We start from the raw sequence: 19,479 nt of genomic DNA, 5'->3' as shown, positions 1-19,479 counted from the left end.
GAGCAAATAGCAATTTTTAAGGACAGATTTTATTGTGCCATACGGCTTAAGATTGGTAGTATTTTATACTTTACCTTTACAGTTTAATAGTGTATTCTAATAGAATGGGAATCTGTGCGTGCAAAAAAAAAAGTGATTTTTTTTAACACAGAGGTAAGTAAAGGTTTTCTTGGCGAACCTTTGCCTTAAAAATTTTTATTCCTTCGTTTCCACATTCCTCGTACCAGTCGAATTTCATCAAAGCTATAGCTTTCCCCTAAGAATTCCCGAATTTTGGTGAGAGATTCAGTAGCAGTAACTTCAATAGCTTTTAAAATTTCTAGCTGACGTTCTGGGGAAACCATTGAGTTTATATCTATTGGTTGATTCAGGGCAATTAATTCAGCTAAATGATCTACAATGGTGCCTGTACGCAAGTCACGTTGTTGGGCTATTTCGGCAACGCTCAAACCTTGCATATACAAATCCAATGTTTTGAGTTGGGTGTAACTGGGTTGATTTTTTGACGGAGTTGTTGCTGTTGCTACTGGGGTTTGCGGGGTAATTCCTTGCTCTTTACAATAAGCTTGGATTTCGCTTACAAAACGTTCCCCGTACTGTGCTAGTTTATATTCCCCAACGCCGGAAAGTCTAGAAAATTCTGTTGAAGTTTGGGGTTGCGATCGCGCCATCAGCTTTAATGTAGAATCTGAGAAGACAACGTAGGGCGCGACAGATTGTTCGTCTGCTAATTGTTTGCGAAGCTGGCGCAGTCTTTCATACAACATTTCCACTTCAGCAACTCTTTGCGGTGATTCCTCTATCACTGCGACAGTGGGAACCGCAATTTTAACTTCACGCTGACGGCGCAATACTTCCCAGCTGAGGGCGTTAAGCTTGAGGACAGAATAACCGTCACTGGTTTGATCTACAAGTCCTTGGTGTAAAAGCGATCGCGCCAGCATCTTCCAATCGTCTACACTTTTATCTGTACCAATACCATAGGTAGAAAGTTCGTGATGTCCGTTCTGCTGAATCTTCTGATTTTTCGAGCCGCGCAGCACATCAATGATATAATTCATCCCAAATCTTTCTTTGCAACGCGCTACGCAAGAGAGAAACTTTTGGGATTCGATTGTCCAATCTTCTAGAGGTTTCGGAAAGCGACAGTTATCACAATTACCGCAATTTCCTTCAAAACGTTCTCCAAAATAACTTAGTTGAATCGTGCGACGACAATCGGTTCCTTCAGTGTAATCTATAACTTGTCGTAGCTGTTGACGGGCAATTCTTTGCTCTTGCGGATCTGATTTTTGGTCGATAATATATTCAATAGTTTTAATATCGCCGTAGCCGAAAAATATTGTACAACTAGCAGGTTCTCCATCGCGTCCTGCCCTTCCTGCTTCTTGATAATAACTTTCTAAATTGCGCGGTAAGTCGTAATGAATTACAAACCGCACATCAGGCTTATTAATGCCCATACCAAAGGCAATTGTCGCCACCATCACTTGCACATCATCCCGAATAAAACGTCTTTGATTAGATGTGCGGTCTTCATCACTTAGTCCCGCGTGATAAGGTAAAGCTTTGATGCCATCTTGCTGTAGCCTAAAAGCAATTTCATCGACCCGCTTGCGACTCAGACAATAGACAATTCCGGAACCTTTAGAGGCGCGAACTTGTTGCAAAAGTTGCGAGTAAGCTGTTTTTAGTTTTGGCTGAACTTCGTAATAGAGATTCGGGCGATTAAAGCTGGCAATGTGAATATTTGGTTGCCGCAGCACCAACTGTTGTATGATGTCTTGGCGGACGCGCTCGGTAGCAGTGGCGGTGAGAGCTAAAAAGGGGACATTTGGGTAGCGATAGCGTAGCAATTGCAACTGGCGATATTCGGGGCGAAAATCATGTCCCCACTCAGAAACACAGTGCGCTTCATCAATTGCGATCGCACTGACGCCAATTTTATGCTGTACTAAATCTAAAAATGGCAGAAATTTCTCCGATAGCAGCCGTTCCGGAGCAACATAAAGTAATTTTACGCGAGAGTTGAGGATGTCTTGTTCCCGCGATCGCACTTGCGCCAAACTCAGACTACTATTGAGGAATGTCGCACCAATTCCATTATCCTGCAACGATTCCACCTGATCTTGCATCAAGGCAATTAAAGGCGACACCACCACAGTTAATCCTGGTTTCAGTAGTGCTGGTAGCTGAAAACACAAAGATTTCCCACCGCCTGTAGGCATCACAACCAGCAAATCCCGATTAGAGAGCGCTTGTTGTATTATCTGGCGTTGTCCGGGGCGAAAGCTATCGTAGCCAAAAAATCGCTTTAGCGCGTGTTCGAGAGATTGAAACTGAGACATTGTTAGCGAGGGCTTCTGCTTTTTCCCCTCATAATGTTAATAGATCACGAAGCAAAGTAAAGTTATGCCAAAAGCAGTTTGGAATGGTGCAATTTTAGCCGAAAGCGATCGCACCGAAGTAGTGGAAAACAACCACTACTTCCCAGCCGACTCCATCAACCGGGAATATTTCAAAGAAAGCAACACCCATACAAGTTGTCCCTGGAAAGGGCAAGCCAGCTATTATACCATCGAAGTCGATGGGCAGGTTAATAAAGATGCGGCTTGGTACTATCCCCAGGCAAAAGACAAAGCCAAGAACATTGAGGGTTACATCGCCTTCTGGAAAGGTGTAAAAGTCGAAGCTTAAAAAAGCTCCCCCCAACTCCCGTTCCTGGGCTGCGGCCTGGGAACGCTCCTAGAGCAGGCTCAGCCTCCGGGGTGTTACTGTAATCTGACCCACAGCGGCGCTTCGCTAACAAAATAGCCACTCCCAGGCGGATACTGGGAAGCACAAAGATATCCTTCCCCCAGTAGACGGATGTAATGTTCCTCTTTTTTGTTAAACCATTAAATCAAAGCAGAGGAGGGGGCGATGCAACTTACAGGAAAAGTGGCACTCATCACGGGTGCTGGTTCGGGTATTGGCAAAGCTGCGGCGGTGCTGCTGGCGAAAGAAGGCGCGAAAATAGGCGCATTAGGTAGAAGTGACGACGAACTCAAAGCAGTTGTCAGCGACATTCAGGCAACTGGCGGAGAAGCCATGATTTTGAAGGCTGACATCTCCGAGCCAGAGCAGATGCAACAAGCTGTGGAACAATTGGTAAATCAGTGGGGACGCTTAGATATAGTCTTCGCCAATGCAGGAATTAACGGTGTCTGGGCATCGCTGGAGGATTTGACACCCCAAGAATGGGATAAAACGATTGACGTCAACCTCAAAGGCACCTTCCTTACCGTCAAATATGCCGTGCCTCATCTGAAAAAGCAAGGCGGTTCCGTGATTGTCACCTCCTCCGTCAACGGCACGCGGATGTTTAGCAACACGGGTGCGACAGCCTACGCCTGCACCAAAGCCGCCCAGGTCGCCTTTACTAAAATGGTGGCGCTGGAACTGGCGGAACAAAAGATTCGAGTCAATGTAATTTGTCCAGGGGCAATTGACACAAATATAGACCAAAATACCGAGCGTCGCGAATTGGACGAGATTCGGCAACCTGTGGACTATCCCGAAGGACAAATTCCCTTAACAGACGGTAAATCTGGAACCTCTGAGCAAGTGGCTCAGCTAGTATTATTTCTAGCTTCCGATAATTCTAGCCACATCAGCGGCACGGAAATCTGGATTGATGGCACCCAGTCGTTGCTGGTGGGGTAGAACGGAAATTAGCGTGTTTGCAAAAAAATGGTGCCAGTGGTGAAAGTTTTTGCTATGATAGCGATCGCACCATGCGGATGTGGCGGAATTGGCAGACGCGCTAGATTTAGGTTCTAGTTTCGCAAGAAGTGAAGGTTCAAGTCCTTTCATCCGCATTACATACACTATAAAGGTTTCAGCTTTGTTAGATGGCTGGAACCTTTTTTACTTTGGTTATAGAGGCTAAGTAGTTTTACTTAGGGTCAATGATTATGCTTTTAAAGACAGTGTAAACCGTAAAAATACGTATTTCATAAATACTAAAGAATAATTTTCAGTAGAACTCACAATTTTTTAATTTCTTTATCTGTTGTATTTTATTACCAGTATTAACTTAGAGTTTTAAAATGTCTGACGTTAAACAACAGAACTTAGTGGAACTTTCTCAAGATCAACAATTAATTTTGAATCAGATAATAGATAGGTTACAAATTGATAGAACTTACCTAAAAGGAAGTCCTAAGTTAATTTTTGGTAGTGTTGAGTTGATGAAACAACAGGCTAATAAACTAATTGATATTGAAAATCAGTTGATGCAAATAAAAGATAAGGTAAATACTGAAATCAAAAAAAATGCATCTAGAAACGTTGTTGATACTGTTGTTGATACTGTTGTTGATACTGTTAGTCATACTGTTGCTCGTACTGGAAAATTTGCAATTGGATTTGGTAAAGCTACGTTAGGATTTAACCTAAGAACAGTTACTATGCCAATTCCTGTTATATCAAATGTTGCCTCAGAAGTAGGTCAAAACTTACTTGGAGATGGTGTTGATAACATGGTAAATGCTTTATTCGAGAACAGTAAAAAAGAAAGTAAAAAAAGCTTAGAACTCTCGGTGCTACTGTTTCTTATTAAGACAATCAACATACTAATATCTGAAAATAGCAATGTAAAAAGTTTAGCAGAAGAGTGCCTCAAAAACCCTAAATTAAGGAAGCAGTTAGAGAAAAAACAAATAAGACAAGAGTTTTTGAAGAAAAACTTAAAGTTAATAATACTTTTAACATTTGCAAGTTTTATAAGTTTAAATGCTATTGTTTCAAAATTAAGGCAAATTCAATATCAACCAATAGTTGCTACTAAAAATATAGACACTAATAACAACGAAAGTGAAGCAATTGAAAATAAAAATATATTACCCCAAAGCTTCGCTAATCAAGAACAGGTAGTATCTAATTCAGAGACTACTAATGAAAGTCCAGAAAATACTAATGTAAATGATGAATTACTTTCTGTCAACCTAAAACTAGAAGCTTCACAAAAAAAAGCTATGGAAGCTTCTATTCTTGCTCAAAATCCACCTCATTCAGTAGAGGTTTGGCAACAGATAGAATCTAAATGGCAGGAAGCGATCGATTTATTAGAAGTAATTCCTCCAAATTCACCTATCTATATTAAAGTAAAAGATAAACTTACTACTTATCAACAAAATCATTCTATTATTACTCAAAGAATTTTAATCGAACAGAAAGCAGCAGATAACTTAAAAACTGCTCAAGAATTAGCATATGAAGCTGCTGTTATTGTTCAAAACCCTCCTCATTCTATAGAAATATGGTTGAAAGCCCAATCAAGGCTAGAACAATCCATTAATTTATTAAAACTTATTCCTCAAAGTACATTTGTTGAATCTATAGCTAAAGAGAAGCGCGTTACTTATCAAAACAACTATACTGCAATTAGTCACCAAATAATAATGTATAAGAAAACTCAAAAAAAGTAATTTACAAATAACTATCAAGATCAGGATAAGCGTCAAATACTCAACTAATAAATTCAATGTATAAAATTTCAGTGGTATGGCTAAAGGATTAACAAGTTCTCATACATCTTATTGGAATAGAAGTAGAGTAGCTCGTTTAATTACAGCTAACCTTTTAGGAGATTGTGAGTTTATAGATTCTGGAAGTCTTTATAGAAAACATTAGATTGACTATTATTGACTATTCTTGTAAATCAAGGGTTTCACGCTTTTTACAGCTAGATTTAGGTTCTAGTTTCGCAAGAAGTGAAGGTTCAAGTCCTTTCATCCGCATTACTAAAGAATAGTCGGGATGTACAGACGTGCGTCCCGACTATTTTTCTATCAGGTTGATGATTGCTGCTGATATGCCAAATATACAGCCTCCAAAAATAAATTAGCGCTTACTCCAGGCGGCACATTTTCCAAAGCAATGACTTCTTTAACCTGTTTAGCCAGTTTTCGGCTTAACTCAGTTCTTGCTTCCGGAATCATCGCCTCACGCCGCTGTAAATACTCTCGAATTACAGCAAAATCTTCTGGCAATAAGCTTGACAAATCCGCTTCCATTTGCAACTTATTAGCCAAAACTTCTGCATTCTCGGAAACTGAGAAAGTTTTAGTAGTAACTTGCTGTTCTTCTTGAATCACAATAGTTCCCGCCACCAAATCTCCCAGGCGCTTCTCTTTTCGGGTAAGTGTAATTAAAAACACTCCCAGAAACAAGATGTCATCAACAGGTCGTAGCAAAGCTCGCAGCGTTGAATGTTGTAGCCTTATCGGTCTACCATCATCACGAATTACGCGAATTTTGACATAGCGCTTACCAGGTGTTTGTCCCCGCCAGAAGGCTTCAAAAAAAACAAAATAACCTACATAAATGGAGAAGGTAATTAAGGACAGAATTGCTATTAGCCAAAGGTTTAAACTACTGTTATTTAAAGCAATAGTTTCAATTATAGCTACTAATTGAATAGAAAATACTGCCCAAACGATTAGGAAGACCAGCAGAATTGCGCTTAAGAAAATATAGTCGATAAACAGCGCATAAGCTCGGTTGCCAATTCCTGCTAAAGTAAAGTCCAGTTCTACGCTTTCCGGAGTTTGGAGCGTAACTCGATTAAAAAAGTGCATAGCAGTTGAGCAAAGCTTGAGATTAAATTAGGTAATAGTGTCAGTCTGCGAAGATAGGTATAACACCTAATTATTATCGCGCAAATTCAAACCCAAACCTTCCCGGCGACTGCGGAGATCGTAATAGATAACTGCTTTAACCGCTTGCCAGAAGGGTATTAAAAGCGCCCCACTTGCTAAGCTGATCGCTAAAACCAGCACTAAATACAGCAAGCCAAAGATGGGAGAATCTGCGGAAAACAAAGCACCTAATAGCAATTGAATGATAGCTGTAACTATTTGAACAACAATGGATATAGGCAGAGTGATTAAAAAAGAAACAAAAACTATCCATTGCAGCCGCCCGACAAATCCCTCCGTTAATTGCCAACTGCGACTAATTGCTGAATTTGCAGTCATATTATTCTCAATCGCCAACGGCACTTCCACGATAAACAACCGGGAAATAAGCCGGATATATACAACCAAAAAGACAATTACGGCAATAACTGTCAGCAGACTCACAATGATAATTGCCGTAGGATTCTGCCCAAGGATAGCACCCAGTACCACTACCAGGAGACCGAAGCCAATACTGGCGACGAGCGCTATCCCAAAAAATATCAAACTAACCAAGATTCCTGCCCAGAGGAAACGCCACATCCGAGGATTGACATGACGGCGGGCATCATTTACTGTTTCCGGACGTTCGTGTAATTCACTGAAAACAAGACGCGAGATTAGCGCTGAGATTGCAGAGAATTTCGCCCAACCATAAATCGGAACTAATATCCACAGATAAGCGGTGAACGCCAGACCATAATATAACTTGAAGCGATCGCGATAAATCCGCAAAGCAGCACTAACGACATTGCCCACACTCAGCGGCCCTGTGGGTTGGCTAAAGCTGGGATTCTTAGACATGAGGATTTCTCCAGTTGTGTGAGGCGCAAAATTTAACGCTATCTTAGGCCAAGTCTGGGAGAATTCTGGGGAAATTTCATGAATATTCAACGTTGGATTGCGCGGCGGGAACCGAACTGGAAGCGCTTAGATGCCCTTTTGAGACAAGTCGAAAAAAAAGGGATTGCGTCTCTGCAAGCATCGGAAATTGGGGCTCTAGCTAGTTTATATCGTTCTGTAGCGGCAGATTTGGCTAGAGCAAAGACAAACAACGTGGGAAATATCCTCGTGCAAGATTTGCAAAAATTAACATCTCGTGCATACAACCAGATTTATCAAGGTTCGCGCCGTCAGGAATGGGAAGCGGTGCGGGATTTTGTGCGTTGGGGTTTTCCGGCGGTGGTGCAAGAGACATTTGGTTACACGGCGGTAGCGACGGCGATTTTTTTCTTGGCGGCGCTGATTGCATGGTGGTTTGCTTGGCAAGATCCGGTGTTTTTGTCGCTGCTTGTTCCAGAAAAATTGATTTCACAGGTACGCGATCGCCAAGAATTGTGGATGGGGTCGATTGTCGGAATTGAACCTTTAGCTTCCAGCAGCATTATGATTAACAACATCTCGGTATCCTTTGGTGCCGTTGGTGGTGGTATCACTGCTGGTGCCTATACGATATTTCTCATGGCATTCAACGGGCTGCATATTGGCGCGATCGCTGCTTTAGTTGCTCAACATAATTTGGCTTACCCTTTCTGGGCGTTTGTTTTTCCTCACGGTTCCCTGGAATTACCGGCGATTTTTTTAGCTGGTGGGGCTGGTTTATTGATAGGTAGAGCTATTCTTTTTCCCGGTAAATATCGTCGCGCTGATGCGCTAAAAGTTCATAGTTTGCAGGCGGCTCAGTTATTATTTGGCATTGTACCCATGTTGATTATTGCTGGTACTATTGAAGGTTTTTTCTCGCCAAGTCCAGTGGTTCCATCTGCGATTAAGTATGTTACTGGTATAGTGCTTTTTACCCTTTTAATAATATATTGCAGCCGTAAACCATTTGATAATATAGCAGCCCTAAAGGATTCGTGAGGGCGAGATCCCCGACTTCTGTAAGAAGTCGGGGATCTGAAGGGCTGGCTCACAACTCAACTACAATTTTTTCTTTAGACGTAAAAGACGCGAAGAGAAGAAACAGAAGGATTGCTATGGTATTACAACTGATTGCGGGCTTTGAGTTGCAGATAGCGGTCTACGAGTTGTTCGCTGATTTGATTGGCGGGTGCATCCAACACTAAAACACCTTTTTGCTTGAGTTGGGCAAAAGCTACTTGGCGCTGGGCGAGTAAATCTAGGGCGACAGCACGAGTATAAGTAGCTTCAACTTGTTGGGTGGGGGTGTGCGCCAGTCGGTCAACTTGAGGATCGCGCAGAGTGACGCAAAAAGGTAAGTAGCGGGGCGTGAGGCGACTTAGTGCAGCAAGCAGTTCAGCGGAAGCGGTGACATCAACTATGTCTGTAATTAGAACTACCAAGGCGCGACGAGTTTGCTGAGTTACCAATTTTGTTACAGCACCAACATAGTCGGGTTCTAACAACACTGGTTGAATGGGGGTAAGACGTTCAGTTAGTTTGGATAGCTGATGCTGACCTCGTTCCGGGGAAATCCAGGTAATTATTTCGCGGTCAAAAACGCCGACTCCCACTTTGTCGCCCCGATTTAACCCAGCTAGTGCTAGGGAGAGAGTGCTATTTACTCCCCAATCAAAACGCTTCAAACCCTCTACTCGTGCCGTCATCAAGCGTCCCCGGTCGAGTAAAATAATCAGAGTTTGCTCCCGTTCTGGTTCCAAGACGCGCATCAGTGGACGACTGCGGCGGGCGGTTGCTTTCCAATCAATTAAGCGGGTGTCGTCACCGATACCATATTCTCGCAGTTCGACGAATTCAGTACCCATACCGAAACGTCGGGATTGGCGCATTGTGCCAGTGTTTTCTAGGGTGAGGCGAATTGAAAGCGATCGCAACCCCACTAAGTCTGGATAAACTGCGACTTCCTGACTTTCCGGGATCTTCCAGTCGCGCCAAACTAAGCCCCAAGGACTCAGCTGGCGGACTTGAATATCTCCCCACACAAACTCACCGCGACTATCTGGACGCACAGTATAAGTTAGTTCCTGGGTGCTGTTGGGGTCGATTGTTGTTTCTAGGGTTGGTTTAGAAACCTGAAACTCTAACGGATAGTAGTCGCGCAAGCGGATTTTAGCCGACTGCTTCCCCGATTGCACGGATAAAACAACCGGATTATCCCGCCCAATCGAAAGTCGCTGTAACGGATAGCGCGTCACTTTTACAGCGTTCGACTTCACCCGTTGTCCGTCCCAGACAGCTAGAAGTAATATCAAAATATCGAATAGCAGGGTGATAAGAATGCTGGTTTTTTCGTCCCAAATGATAGCTAGTATGATAGCGATCGCAATTCCTAGCAGCAATAGAAAATAGAGGCGTTGTGAAGGAATCATAAAACCTCGCAAGATGTGTCACCTTCCCAAGCGATCGCCTGGAAAAGTTAATATTTACCTTGGTACTGATACTTGATTGAGTAGCGACGCAATTACAGAGTCAATCTGTATCCCATCCAACTGCGCCTCTGGTTTCAGGATCAGGCGGTGACGCAAAAGCGGCGACGCAACTACCTTCACATCATCAGGAGTGACATAATTTCGCCCTGCTAACCAAGCTTGCGCCTTACTTGTTTGCAACCAAGCTACAGCCGATCTAGGGGAAGCCCCCAAGGTGATATCGGGATGTTTGCGCGATCGCTGCACCAAAGACAACAAGTAATCTAATATATTATCTTCCACTTTGACAGCTTGAACAGCTTGACGAGCGCTAATAATTTGCTCTACTGTTGCTAGAGGTTTCAGAGGAGCCAATTCTATCGCCTTTGAGCGAAACCCGGATTGAACATTCAGCAACATTTGCTTTTCTGCTGCTGTATCTGGGTAATCTACAACAAGTTTAAATAAAAATCGGTCTAATTGCGCTTCTGGTAGAGGATAAGTTCCTTCAAATTCTAGAGAATTTTGGGTAGCAATCACCCAAAATAAATCAGACAGCCGCAAAGTTTCCCCATCTAGCGTCACCTGCTGTTCTTCCATTGCTTCTAACAGCGCTGCTTGGGTTTTTGGTGGTGTGCGGTTAATTTCATCCGCCAGCAAAACTTGGGTGAAAACTGGGCCTTTTTTCAAGGTAAAACTGCGGCTGTTTATGTCAAAAATATTCGTTCCTAGAATATCTGATGGCAAAATATCCGGTGTTAGCTGAATCCGCCGAAAATCTGCTTGGATCAACTTTGCCAGCACTTTTACCAGTAAGGTTTTCCCCGTTCCTGGTACTCCCTCGATAATTACGTGTCCCCCACTTAGCAGCGCTATTAGTAACTGCTGTACCAGGGAAGATTGACCGACAATTATTTTATCTAAAGTTTGACCCAGGCGGGTAAATATAGTGGCTTCGTTCATAATTTAGTTGTTAATAATTTCCCCATTTTTTAAAATTTGTAGAGTGCTTCGTAAGCGTAACCCACCCTACCAAATAACATTGCATTTTGTTGACTCCACGCTCCTAAGATGGAAGGCTACGACGAATTTGCTCCCATTTTTCTAACCAAGCTAACAATTTTAACTCACTCATTTTAGATTTTCGGGAATGTGAATTTAGCAATGATTCCAGTTCGGTCGCTGGATGTCCGGTTTGTTGTACCCAAGCCTGTATAAGAGATTGATGGTCGAGGGGAACCTGTCCTAATCCTAAAGCTTTTTGCAATTGTAACTGTTCTTCTTTGCCTACCACCTCGACAACAAACTCAGTGCTATTAGCTTTTTGCAAGACACCTGCTAGTGCTTGGATGTAAGCAACGCTATTGTCTATTATTGGTGCTGACAAAGTGAGAGGTTGTCCAAAACGACGATTACCAGCCCAGATGGCGACGAGTAGGAGGATGAATGCTGGTATTAAAGCTGGAAATAAAGGAGTTTTTGTGAAATAAATAATTATATTTTCCCCTTGTTCCCGCTTGATTACTTCTGGATCTTTGTAACCGTGGAGATATTCATCTACTAACAGCTGGTTGGGAATTGATAATTTGTTCGTTTCTCCCGATTCAGTGACAATTTGTGCTAGAAATTTATAGTTACTTTTGAAGTCTTGATAAGCGTTAGCGGCTAGATGGGGTGTAGTGGCGTAAACGACCTTTCCTTTGCCGATACTTTCTTCCCAGACAATGGCACCAAAGCGATCGCTTAAAAGTCCTTCCGCATCTATTTTTCTTCGCCGCGTGTCAATCTTTATGATTCCCTGCGGGCTATTATGGCGGGTACTAAAAGCGGCTTCTGTAACTGGATGCCGGATTCCCAGAAGCACCAAAGTATTACCTTTGTCAACCAATTCTCGCTCTTTTTTTGAAATTGGCGCTTCCAGCTGGCTGTAGACGCGCAACAAGGTAATGGGAGGTTTCGCCTCGCTATCAACTAAATCCTCAAAAGGTTTTTGCCAGCGCTGGATAGGGCTTCCCCGTTCTGACATGAAAGCGTACCAAGCGCCATAGCCAGCGGGGTCACGGGCATAAGTAGAACCGCTTTGCTGCTGATTATTGGCAGGAGCAGCTAGGAAAGTTATCAGGATTATTGCGCCAATAGCGATCGCTCCGAATATCCATAATCGCCGCTTTGATTTCATAATGTCTCAATTTCCCGATAAGCTTGCTGGCACTTGTCAAAGACTGAGCGCGAAGCTTCCCCATTTCCAAAACATAGCTGCTGGTGCGTCATAAGCAATATTTTATAGGGGTTTTGCTGGGGTAAATTTTGGATTAATTGCAGATATTCCCCATCAGTTCGGCTGGGTTGGTGAGGGACAATTCCAGTGTCACTTAATCGTTGCAACATAGCCATATATAAACACAGACAGGCTTCGCGGTAGTTACCTTGCTGCTGGAATTTTTGCGATCGCTCTAACCAACGAGCAAGGGATAATTCATTTTCTGACCTTTTTGTAGTCACATCTGACTGTTTCGGTTGGGTTCTAGCAGTATAAAAATAAGGACGCAACATTTGCCCAATCTGCAAAATAGCCCAGATTAAGAATAAACCTAGGAGCGTCCAAAAGGCGAATTTAGCAATTGTTTGTAAAATAGGAGAATTCAACCAAGATGGTAGGGACATCTTATTTAAGCCGGGAAAATTTGTCGTTTCTCCCCACTCCTGAATTCGTTGTTGCAGCTGTTGTATCTGCCAACTAAAACTATTTTTCTCAAAAGAACCTGTAGCCATAAGTTTATTTATATGTCTGTAGCAAGCGATATTCTGTAAGTCGGACAATGCCACCTTACTTACTACTGAAACTGTGAAACCAACAACGCTTCAGCAGCCATAGCGTCCACAGGTTTAGAGAAAAAGTATCCCTGCCCATAGTCACATTGCAGCTGCTTAAGCTGAAATAACTGATCTGTCGTTTCCACGCCTTCAGCAACGACATCCAACCCTAAATTACGAGCCAGCATAATAATTGTTCGCACAATCTCCCATTTATCCGTCTCATCGCTTCTGGAATTAACAAAAGAACGGTCAATTTTTAAGATATCAATAGGTAGGCGATGCAGACGATCTAAGGATGAGTAACCAGTGCCAAAGTCATCAATTGCTAGTTTAATTCCCAAAGCTTTCAACTGCTCAAAATGCGCGATCGCTTTCTCGGCATTTTCCAGCAAGCAGGTTTCGGTAATTTCTAGCTTCAAACTGCTACTCTCCAAGCCAGTATCCCGAATAATTTCGTCTATCCGTTCAACCATATCAGATTGGTCAAACTGCCTGCTAGAAAGATTAATCCCAATCGTCAGGGGATTATTACTAGAAAATTGCTTTTGCCAAGCACGCACCTGACGACAAGCTTCGCCCATTACCCACCAATCTAGATAAGCAATTAGTCCAGTTTCTTCTGCTACCGGGATAAAGTCGCCTGGGTAAACTATACCCCGCCTTGGGTGCTGCCAGCGCACCAGCGCCTCAAACCCGGTAATTTTACCTGTAGAGAGAGAGACAATGGGCTGATAATATACTGCAAATTCACTGATTGTTGATGGCGTATTGATTAAAGCGCCTATTGCCAACCGCAAATCTGTTTCTAATTGCAAAAGCGCGATCGCATCTTTTTGCACACTCGCATCAAACACTACATAACGCCCTCCACCTTGCGCTTTTGCTTGATACAACGCAATATCAGCATCGCGCAAAAGGTCGGATTTACTATTCTCCTCCTGTCCCCTGCTGCTATTTACGGCAATACCAATGCTTGTGGTGGCAAATATCTCATATCCGTTGAGGTGAAACGGTGCTGCTAGTGCAGAATTGATATCCTCAGCTACGCGGGTAGCATCGCTTAAGTCGTGGATATCTTCAAGCAGGATGGTGAATTCGTCTCCACCAAGACGCGCCACTGTATCGATTGGGCGGATAATGCTAGATAGCCTGTGAGCGATCGCTACTAGCAGTTGATCTCCCACCGTATGCCCTAGGCTCTCGTTGATTACCTTAAACCGATCCAGATCCAGCAAACAAACGGCAAATAAATCATCCTCCCACTCCTGGGAACGTTCTACAGCCAGCTGCAAACGCTCCTGAAATAACGCACGATTTGGTAAACTTGTCAAGGAATCGTAAAGCCGTCTTTGCTGCTGCTGCCCTTCGATACGTTGCAGCTGGGCCTTCATCTTCAGCCGCTCTTGGACGCTCAAACTAATTGCCGTTAAACCAAATAATACCAAAGGGGTTGCTATCGGTATCAAGTAACCAGTGTGCAACAGCAGTAAACTCAGCATCACCCAGCCGCTACAAAGACTCGCAACTGCGATCAGTTGTTGCTTAGCATTCCAGACGCTGAGAGAGCAGTTCAAGACTAGCCCGCCCAACAGCAGGTAAACCAGCAGCGATCGCTCATCTACAATTCGCAGATAGTTTTGTTGCAAAATATTATTAACAACCGCTGCGTGAAGGTGAACGCCACTCGCTGGGGGATGACCGTCAAACGGCGTATTTATCGGGTCAAGACCAAGTGCTGTGGCACCCACCAAAACAATTTTGCCTTTAAAGACACTCGCAGGTACTTTGCCCTGAACTACAGAAGCAAAGGAATATTGCGGCATCTGACTCATCGACCCCGGCCAATTCACCCACAGGGGTCGATTCATATTTGGTAGTTTCACCGACTCTTTAGTAAGGGCGTAAACCCGAAGGCCCGTAATCCCTAAAATCGGCACGCCTCCGAATTGCGGGCTGACTTTGCGAGTTATGCCATCAGTGTCTGGAGTGTTTGAAACATGACCCAAAGCGATCGCGCTTTCTCTCAGCACTGGCGTAGGAAGCAAAGCAGCACCAGTAGCGTCCCACCCCTGCGCTAATACTACCCGACCTTGCCGCAGCATCGCCGCCGCCAATTCTCCATCATCCGGACTACTTTCCGGCATCAGCACATCCATCACCACCACACTCGCTTCTGCCGAAGACAATTTATTTACTAACTTGGTGTATTGCTTGCGAGGCCAGGGAAAGCGACCCAGTTCCCTTAAGCTGGCATCATCAATGACAATTAAGGCCACCCGTTCATCCCAATTAATTGACCCTCGGAGGTGGAATAAACCACGGTAGGCAATTTGTTCTAATGGTTGCCAAATACCCAGAACAGAACCACCAGCGACAGATAAGGTAGCGATCGCACCCCCAAGCGATCGCCACCACCATTTTTTTACTGAGTCAGGATTTTCGTCACCCAACTCACTTTTGTTTAAAAAATGTGGCTGTCTAGGAGAGGTTTTCTCCCCCATATTGCGATCTTCTGATGCCATTAGTAACAACCCTAAAAATCTATTCTCGTTCCTTGGCTGCGGCCTGGGAATGCAAAATGTGAGGTTGTCGCCTTACATGTTGCGTAACTTTTTATATTGTGAGGGTGGAGACACAACCTTCAAGAATCCTTCCTTCGCACTTACGCCTGAAAACCAGTAAATAACTTACAATCTGATTTCCTTTCTTTAAGGCACTGCCAATTCATACACCTGTCGCTTTCCCAAAGGTGTTGTCACAACAGCCTCTATACGACGATCAAAAGGTATTGGCACCTTCACATCAAACTGCCCGTTCAAGTTTGTAGCTACAGGAGTATCAGCAATACTCACCAGATTCGTCGCCTCCACCTTACCTGTAATGCGTGCCATCTGGTTAGCCTCAGTCGTCAGCAATTGAAGTTTCAAACTCGCATCCCCAACATCCCCAGTCAGAGCAACCGGAGCTGAAGGCGCTTGACCAGGTATCATCAAAATCGAGTACCCAGCACCTACTAAGACACCTTTTCCTTGAGAAATAGTGAGAACCTTACCCTCGCGGGTTGCTACCCCTGTCTTCCCATCAGGATGAACAATTACACCAAATTCAGTTCCGCGCACCGCACTGACACCAGCCGGAGTCTGAATTTCCAGTTGCGAACCCGGATTAGTAAATGGCAACAATCGCAAGCGGACTTGTCCACCTGTTACTTGCAAGCGCGTCACTCGCCCTCCGTCCCCTGTACTGTGTAACTCTTGGACGCGCACGGTTGTTTTTTCGGAAACATTTATAACACCCATTTCCGTGTCTACAGCGATAACAGCACTGGATTTGGCACCAGTTTCAATCGCATCGCCGACATTCTGAAGTCGCGTACCAAGCCTAGCCGCAAAAGATTTACTTCCTTGATAATAAATTACATTACCGATCATTTGTCGGACTTCCAGCCAGCGATTAACTCGTATTTCTTGGATGGCAAAACTTGGTTTTTGGACAACTAAAAAATTAGAAGTCAAGCATATTAATGCAAAATAAATAAAACTATTTATTTTCCGCTGCTGGGAATGCGGTTGAAAAATAAAATTTAAAAAAGACAAATTCATAAAATTTTAGCTGTAGGTCTACCCTAATCAGAATGTCTTTTATAAAGTGAAGACGCAATGCCTCCCCCCCCTATAGGTTACAAGGTACTGGTAGATAAGCAACTCGTGCGTCTAGGTTGTACTGTCGCAGTGTAAGACTCAAAATTTCTGCTGGCGCTCTGTCAGAAAAAGAGCCAGCTTGGATATATAATCCCAGCGGCGAATCGGTTAAAAATGCAGAGGGAGCATACTGCTGCACTTTTTCGAGAATCTGGGGATTGGAGGAGGGGATCGCAACTACATAGGGATTTTCACACGGCTGTCCCAGAACAGTCACGCCGTCTTCCGTCTGAGGTTGGAGAATAGGTTCAAGATTAAGATTTTGAGAACGGGAAGGTTTATTTACCAGCCAGCTCACAGATAGAAAAATCAAAGCTTGCAGTAACCCAAGCAGGGTTGGTTTCAACGGCTGCATCGTGGCGCTGACATCGCGGTGCGACTCTTTGGTAATAAACGACTCACAGCAGTTTTACACAGATTCTTAGAAATTAGCAATTAGCTGACAGCTGTTTATTAAAGCTCCAACTGATTCTGCGTCCATCGGCTCAAAGAAATAGTTTCCCTGACCATATTCGCACTTCATCTGCTGGAGTTCAGCCAGCTCTTGGGCTGTTTCTATGCCTTGGGCGATCGCACTCATCCCCAGATTGTGAGCCAGCATTACAATTGCCTGTACAATTGGCAGCCTATATTCATTATTCCAATTGCTTTTTTCTCTGAAGGGATTTTCGCGGGTACGCTTGTCTGTTGCCAATAACGAACGGTCAAACTTGAGAGCATCGACGGTAAATTGATGCAACTGACTCAAGCAAGAATAACCTTTGCCGAAGTCATCAATACAGACAATAATATTACGTTTTTTTAACTGCGCTAAAATTTGTGGTGCAGATTCGCCATTTTCCAGCAAGCAACTTTCAGGAATTTCTAGATGCAAACTACTTCCATCGAGATTCATGTCCTGAAGCGCTTGGTCAATTTGCGATAGGAAGTCTGGTTGCAAAAACTGCTTTTTAAACAGATTCACATGAAGAGTTAATTTTTGCTCATGGCATTGCTGCTGCCATGAAATTAGTTGACGACAGGCTTGGCGGAGCATCCACCAGCCAATCGGGATCATTAATTCTGTTTCTTGAGCAATTGGCATAAACTCGGCAGTGGGTACGAAGCCTTTGAGGGGATGCCAAAGCATTAAAAGCGCCTCGAAGCCTGTAATCTTGCCACTAGAAAGGGAGACGATTGGCTGATACTGGATTTGAAATTCTTGATTTTCAATTGCCCGCCGTAGATCAGTTTCTACCTGCAACATGGGAAGAGTGCTTTGGTGCACGGTTTTGTCAAACACCTCATAGCGTCCTTTACCCAATGCTTTAGCACGATATAAAGCTTTATCGGCATCGCGCAAAAGGTCATCTTCAGTGCTGGAGATTGGGGATTGGGGATTGGGGATTGGGGATTGGGGATTGGGGATTGGGGATTGGGGATTGGGGATTTCCTTGTACCCAGTCCCTTGTCCCTCAGTCCCTTGTCCCCAGTCCCTTGTCCCCAGTCCCTTGTCCCTTACCTCCTCTTCGTCTCTCCGGTTGAGGGCAATACCAATGCTGGCGGCGGTGAAAACTGTGTGTCCGTCTATGTGGAAAGGGGATGTGAGTTCTGCGTTAATTCTCTGGGCGACACTGGTGGCGTGACTAACATCTTCAATGCCTTCTAGGAGGATGGTAAATTCGTCTCCTCCCAAACGAGCTACGGTATCTTGGGTGCGGATGCAGGTTTCTAGACGGCGAGCCAGCGCTACCAATAATTTATCGCCAACCAGGTGTCCTAAACTGTCGTTCACCAGCTTGAAGCGATCTAAATCCAAAAATAACACAGCAAAACAATAGTCTTTAAACTGTTTAGCTCGCTCCACCGCCTGACTCAAGCGTTCCCTGAACAATGCTCGGTTAGGCAACCCTGTCAAAGCATCGTAAAATGCCCGTTCTCGCAGCTGCTCTTTAACTCGCTTGCGCTCGGTAACGTCTTCCACCGTGCCTTCATAGTAAAGCAACCTGCCTTCGCGATCGCGCACAGCACGGGCATTTTCCGAAATCCAAATTACACTACCGTCTTTTCGATATACAGCCGACTCGAACTCGGAAACAGCATCGTTTTCTTGCAGCAGGCGGACAAAATATGCCCGCCGATTCGGATCGAGGTATAGTTGATGCTCAATATCGGTTAGCCGCGCCATGAGTTGAGCTGGTGACTCATATCCATAAATGCGTGCCAGTGCGGGATTAGCGCTGATGTAACACCCTTGTGACGTTGTTTGGAAAATGCCCTCTATTGCATTTTCAAAGATACTGCGATATTTTGCTTCTGCTTGCCGCAAGGCCTCCTCGGCTTGCTTACGCTCGGTGATGTCGATAATAAAGCCTTCTAAATCTAGCAGTTCTCCCGATCCTGAAACCCCACAACCCTGCTCCCAAACCCATTTTTCTAACCCGGAGGCTGTTGTGATGCGGTATACCAGCTGATATTGGCTATTCTCTTCCAAAGCAGCTTGTACATCGTTCCATACTGAGGAGCGATCGTCGGGATGGATGAGTTGCTCCCAGGAGATTCGCTGGTTTCCAATTAGTTCTATGGGATGATATTCAGTAAGCTGATAGCAGCCCTCGCTGACATCCTCTATAGTCCATTTCTGGTCGTTGCGGCGGCGGTACGCTATGCCTGGCAGGTTTCTCATCAGGGTAGAAAAGGCGCGTGCTACGAGCAATACCGCTTCGCGGCTCTCTTTACAGGCGTCTTCTCCCTGCAAAGCATTCGTGATATCAAACGGTGTTTCCAGTACCTGTATCTGCTGCTGAAGATCAACTGGTTTTAACCGCTCCACTTCCAACATCTCCCATAAGAATAAAAAATGTAAAGGTGCTAGAATGCTCGTTGGCTAAAATCAGGCTGTAATTTACTATACCTAATTAAACCAAC

The 19,479-nt window shown here is 44.2% G+C and carries 15 protein-coding genes and 1 tRNA gene; 5 read left to right on the top strand and 11 right to left on the bottom strand.

The genetic code is table 11. The features are described 5' to 3' along the window. Window positions 1-185 precede the first annotated feature (185 nt). A complete protein-coding gene (recQ, locus tag NDI42_RS20455) occupies window positions 186-2,348 on the bottom strand; it encodes a DNA helicase RecQ (RefSeq protein ID WP_190459987.1) in 2,163 nt (720 codons plus the stop codon). Between the two features lie 64 nt (window positions 2,349-2,412). On the opposite strand from recQ, the gene NDI42_RS20450 reads away from it, so the two are divergent. The 4 genes from NDI42_RS20450 (at window position 2,413) to NDI42_RS20435 (ending at window position 5,471) form a co-directional block, all read left to right on the top strand. Then, on the top strand, window positions 2,413-2,697 hold the full coding sequence (locus NDI42_RS20450; RefSeq protein WP_190419754.1) for a DUF427 domain-containing protein: 285 nt from the start codon (window positions 2,413-2,415) through the stop codon (window positions 2,695-2,697). A gap of 225 nt (window positions 2,698-2,922) precedes the next feature. Continuing rightward, on the top strand, window positions 2,923-3,705 hold the full coding sequence (locus NDI42_RS20445; protein WP_190459985.1) for an SDR family oxidoreductase: 783 nt from the start codon (window positions 2,923-2,925) through the stop codon (window positions 3,703-3,705). Window positions 3,706-3,778: 73 nt separating this feature from the next. Further along, window positions 3,779-3,860 (top strand) — tRNA-Leu (locus tag NDI42_RS20440). A 231-nt stretch (window positions 3,861-4,091) separates the two neighbouring features. After that, window positions 4,092-5,471 carry a hypothetical protein gene (locus NDI42_RS20435; RefSeq protein WP_190459983.1) on the top strand — a complete coding sequence of 460 codons (1,380 nt, stop codon included), beginning with the start codon at window positions 4,092-4,094 and terminating at the stop codon, window positions 5,469-5,471. A 363-nt stretch (window positions 5,472-5,834) separates the two neighbouring features. On the opposite strand, the gene NDI42_RS20430 is transcribed toward NDI42_RS20435, so the two are convergent. Beyond that, a complete protein-coding gene (locus NDI42_RS20430) occupies window positions 5,835-6,623 on the bottom strand; it encodes an RDD family protein (protein WP_190459982.1) in 789 nt (262 codons plus the stop codon). A 66-nt stretch (window positions 6,624-6,689) separates the two neighbouring features. After that, window positions 6,690-7,526: a DUF975 domain-containing protein gene (locus tag NDI42_RS20425; protein ID WP_190459979.1), complete on the bottom strand. Its 837-nt coding sequence runs from the start codon at window positions 7,524-7,526 to the stop codon at window positions 6,690-6,692. Between the two features lie 78 nt (window positions 7,527-7,604). On the opposite strand from NDI42_RS20425, the gene NDI42_RS20420 reads away from it, so the two are divergent. After that, entirely contained in the window at window positions 7,605-8,585 is a 981-nt protein-coding gene (locus tag NDI42_RS20420; protein ID WP_190459977.1) for a stage II sporulation protein M, read from the top strand. 122 nt (window positions 8,586-8,707) lie between these two features. Here the strand turns inward: NDI42_RS20420 and NDI42_RS20415 are convergent, their stop codons facing one another. The 8 genes from NDI42_RS20415 to NDI42_RS20380 all read right to left on the bottom strand — a co-directional run bounded on the left by NDI42_RS20415 (window position 8,708) and on the right by NDI42_RS20380 (window position 19,393). Continuing rightward, a complete protein-coding gene (locus NDI42_RS20415; RefSeq protein ID WP_190459975.1) occupies window positions 8,708-10,015 on the bottom strand; it encodes a DUF58 domain-containing protein in 1,308 nt (435 codons plus the stop codon). A gap of 54 nt (window positions 10,016-10,069) precedes the next feature. After that, a complete protein-coding gene (locus tag NDI42_RS20410; protein WP_190459973.1) occupies window positions 10,070-11,017 on the bottom strand; it encodes an AAA family ATPase in 948 nt (315 codons plus the stop codon). Between the two features lie 103 nt (window positions 11,018-11,120). Next, complete coding sequence (locus NDI42_RS20405; RefSeq protein WP_190459971.1) at window positions 11,121-12,233, bottom strand: DUF4350 domain-containing protein; 1,113 nt, start codon at window positions 12,231-12,233, stop codon at window positions 11,121-11,123. Continuing rightward, a complete protein-coding gene (locus NDI42_RS20400) occupies window positions 12,230-12,826 on the bottom strand; it encodes a DUF4129 domain-containing protein (protein WP_190459969.1) in 597 nt (198 codons plus the stop codon). Before NDI42_RS20400 ends, NDI42_RS20405 begins: the two co-directional genes overlap by 4 nt. 62 nt (window positions 12,827-12,888) lie before the next feature. Then, the gene (locus NDI42_RS20395) at window positions 12,889-15,393 is read right to left on the bottom strand and encodes an EAL domain-containing protein (RefSeq protein ID WP_190459968.1); all 2,505 of its coding nucleotides are present in this window, start codon (window positions 15,391-15,393) and stop codon (window positions 12,889-12,891) included. A gap of 186 nt (window positions 15,394-15,579) precedes the next feature. Further along, window positions 15,580-16,386, bottom strand: coding sequence for a FecR family protein (locus tag NDI42_RS20390; protein WP_199311462.1), 807 nt, complete (start codon window positions 16,384-16,386; stop codon window positions 15,580-15,582). A 157-nt stretch (window positions 16,387-16,543) separates the two neighbouring features. After that, window positions 16,544-16,927 carry a hypothetical protein gene (locus NDI42_RS20385; RefSeq protein ID WP_190459963.1) on the bottom strand — a complete coding sequence of 128 codons (384 nt, stop codon included), beginning with the start codon at window positions 16,925-16,927 and terminating at the stop codon, window positions 16,544-16,546. A gap of 66 nt (window positions 16,928-16,993) precedes the next feature. Next, window positions 16,994-19,393: a sensor domain-containing protein gene (locus NDI42_RS20380; RefSeq protein ID WP_190459961.1), complete on the bottom strand. Its 2,400-nt coding sequence runs from the start codon at window positions 19,391-19,393 to the stop codon at window positions 16,994-16,996. Between the last annotated feature and the right edge of the window lie 86 nt (window positions 19,394-19,479).

It is taken from the genome of Funiculus sociatus GB2-C1 (assembly GCF_039962115.1).
Taxonomy (GTDB): Bacteria; Cyanobacteriota; Cyanobacteriia; order Cyanobacteriales; family FACHB-T130; genus Funiculus; species Funiculus sociatus.
This window is presented reverse-complemented; position numbering and strand designations above follow the sequence as displayed.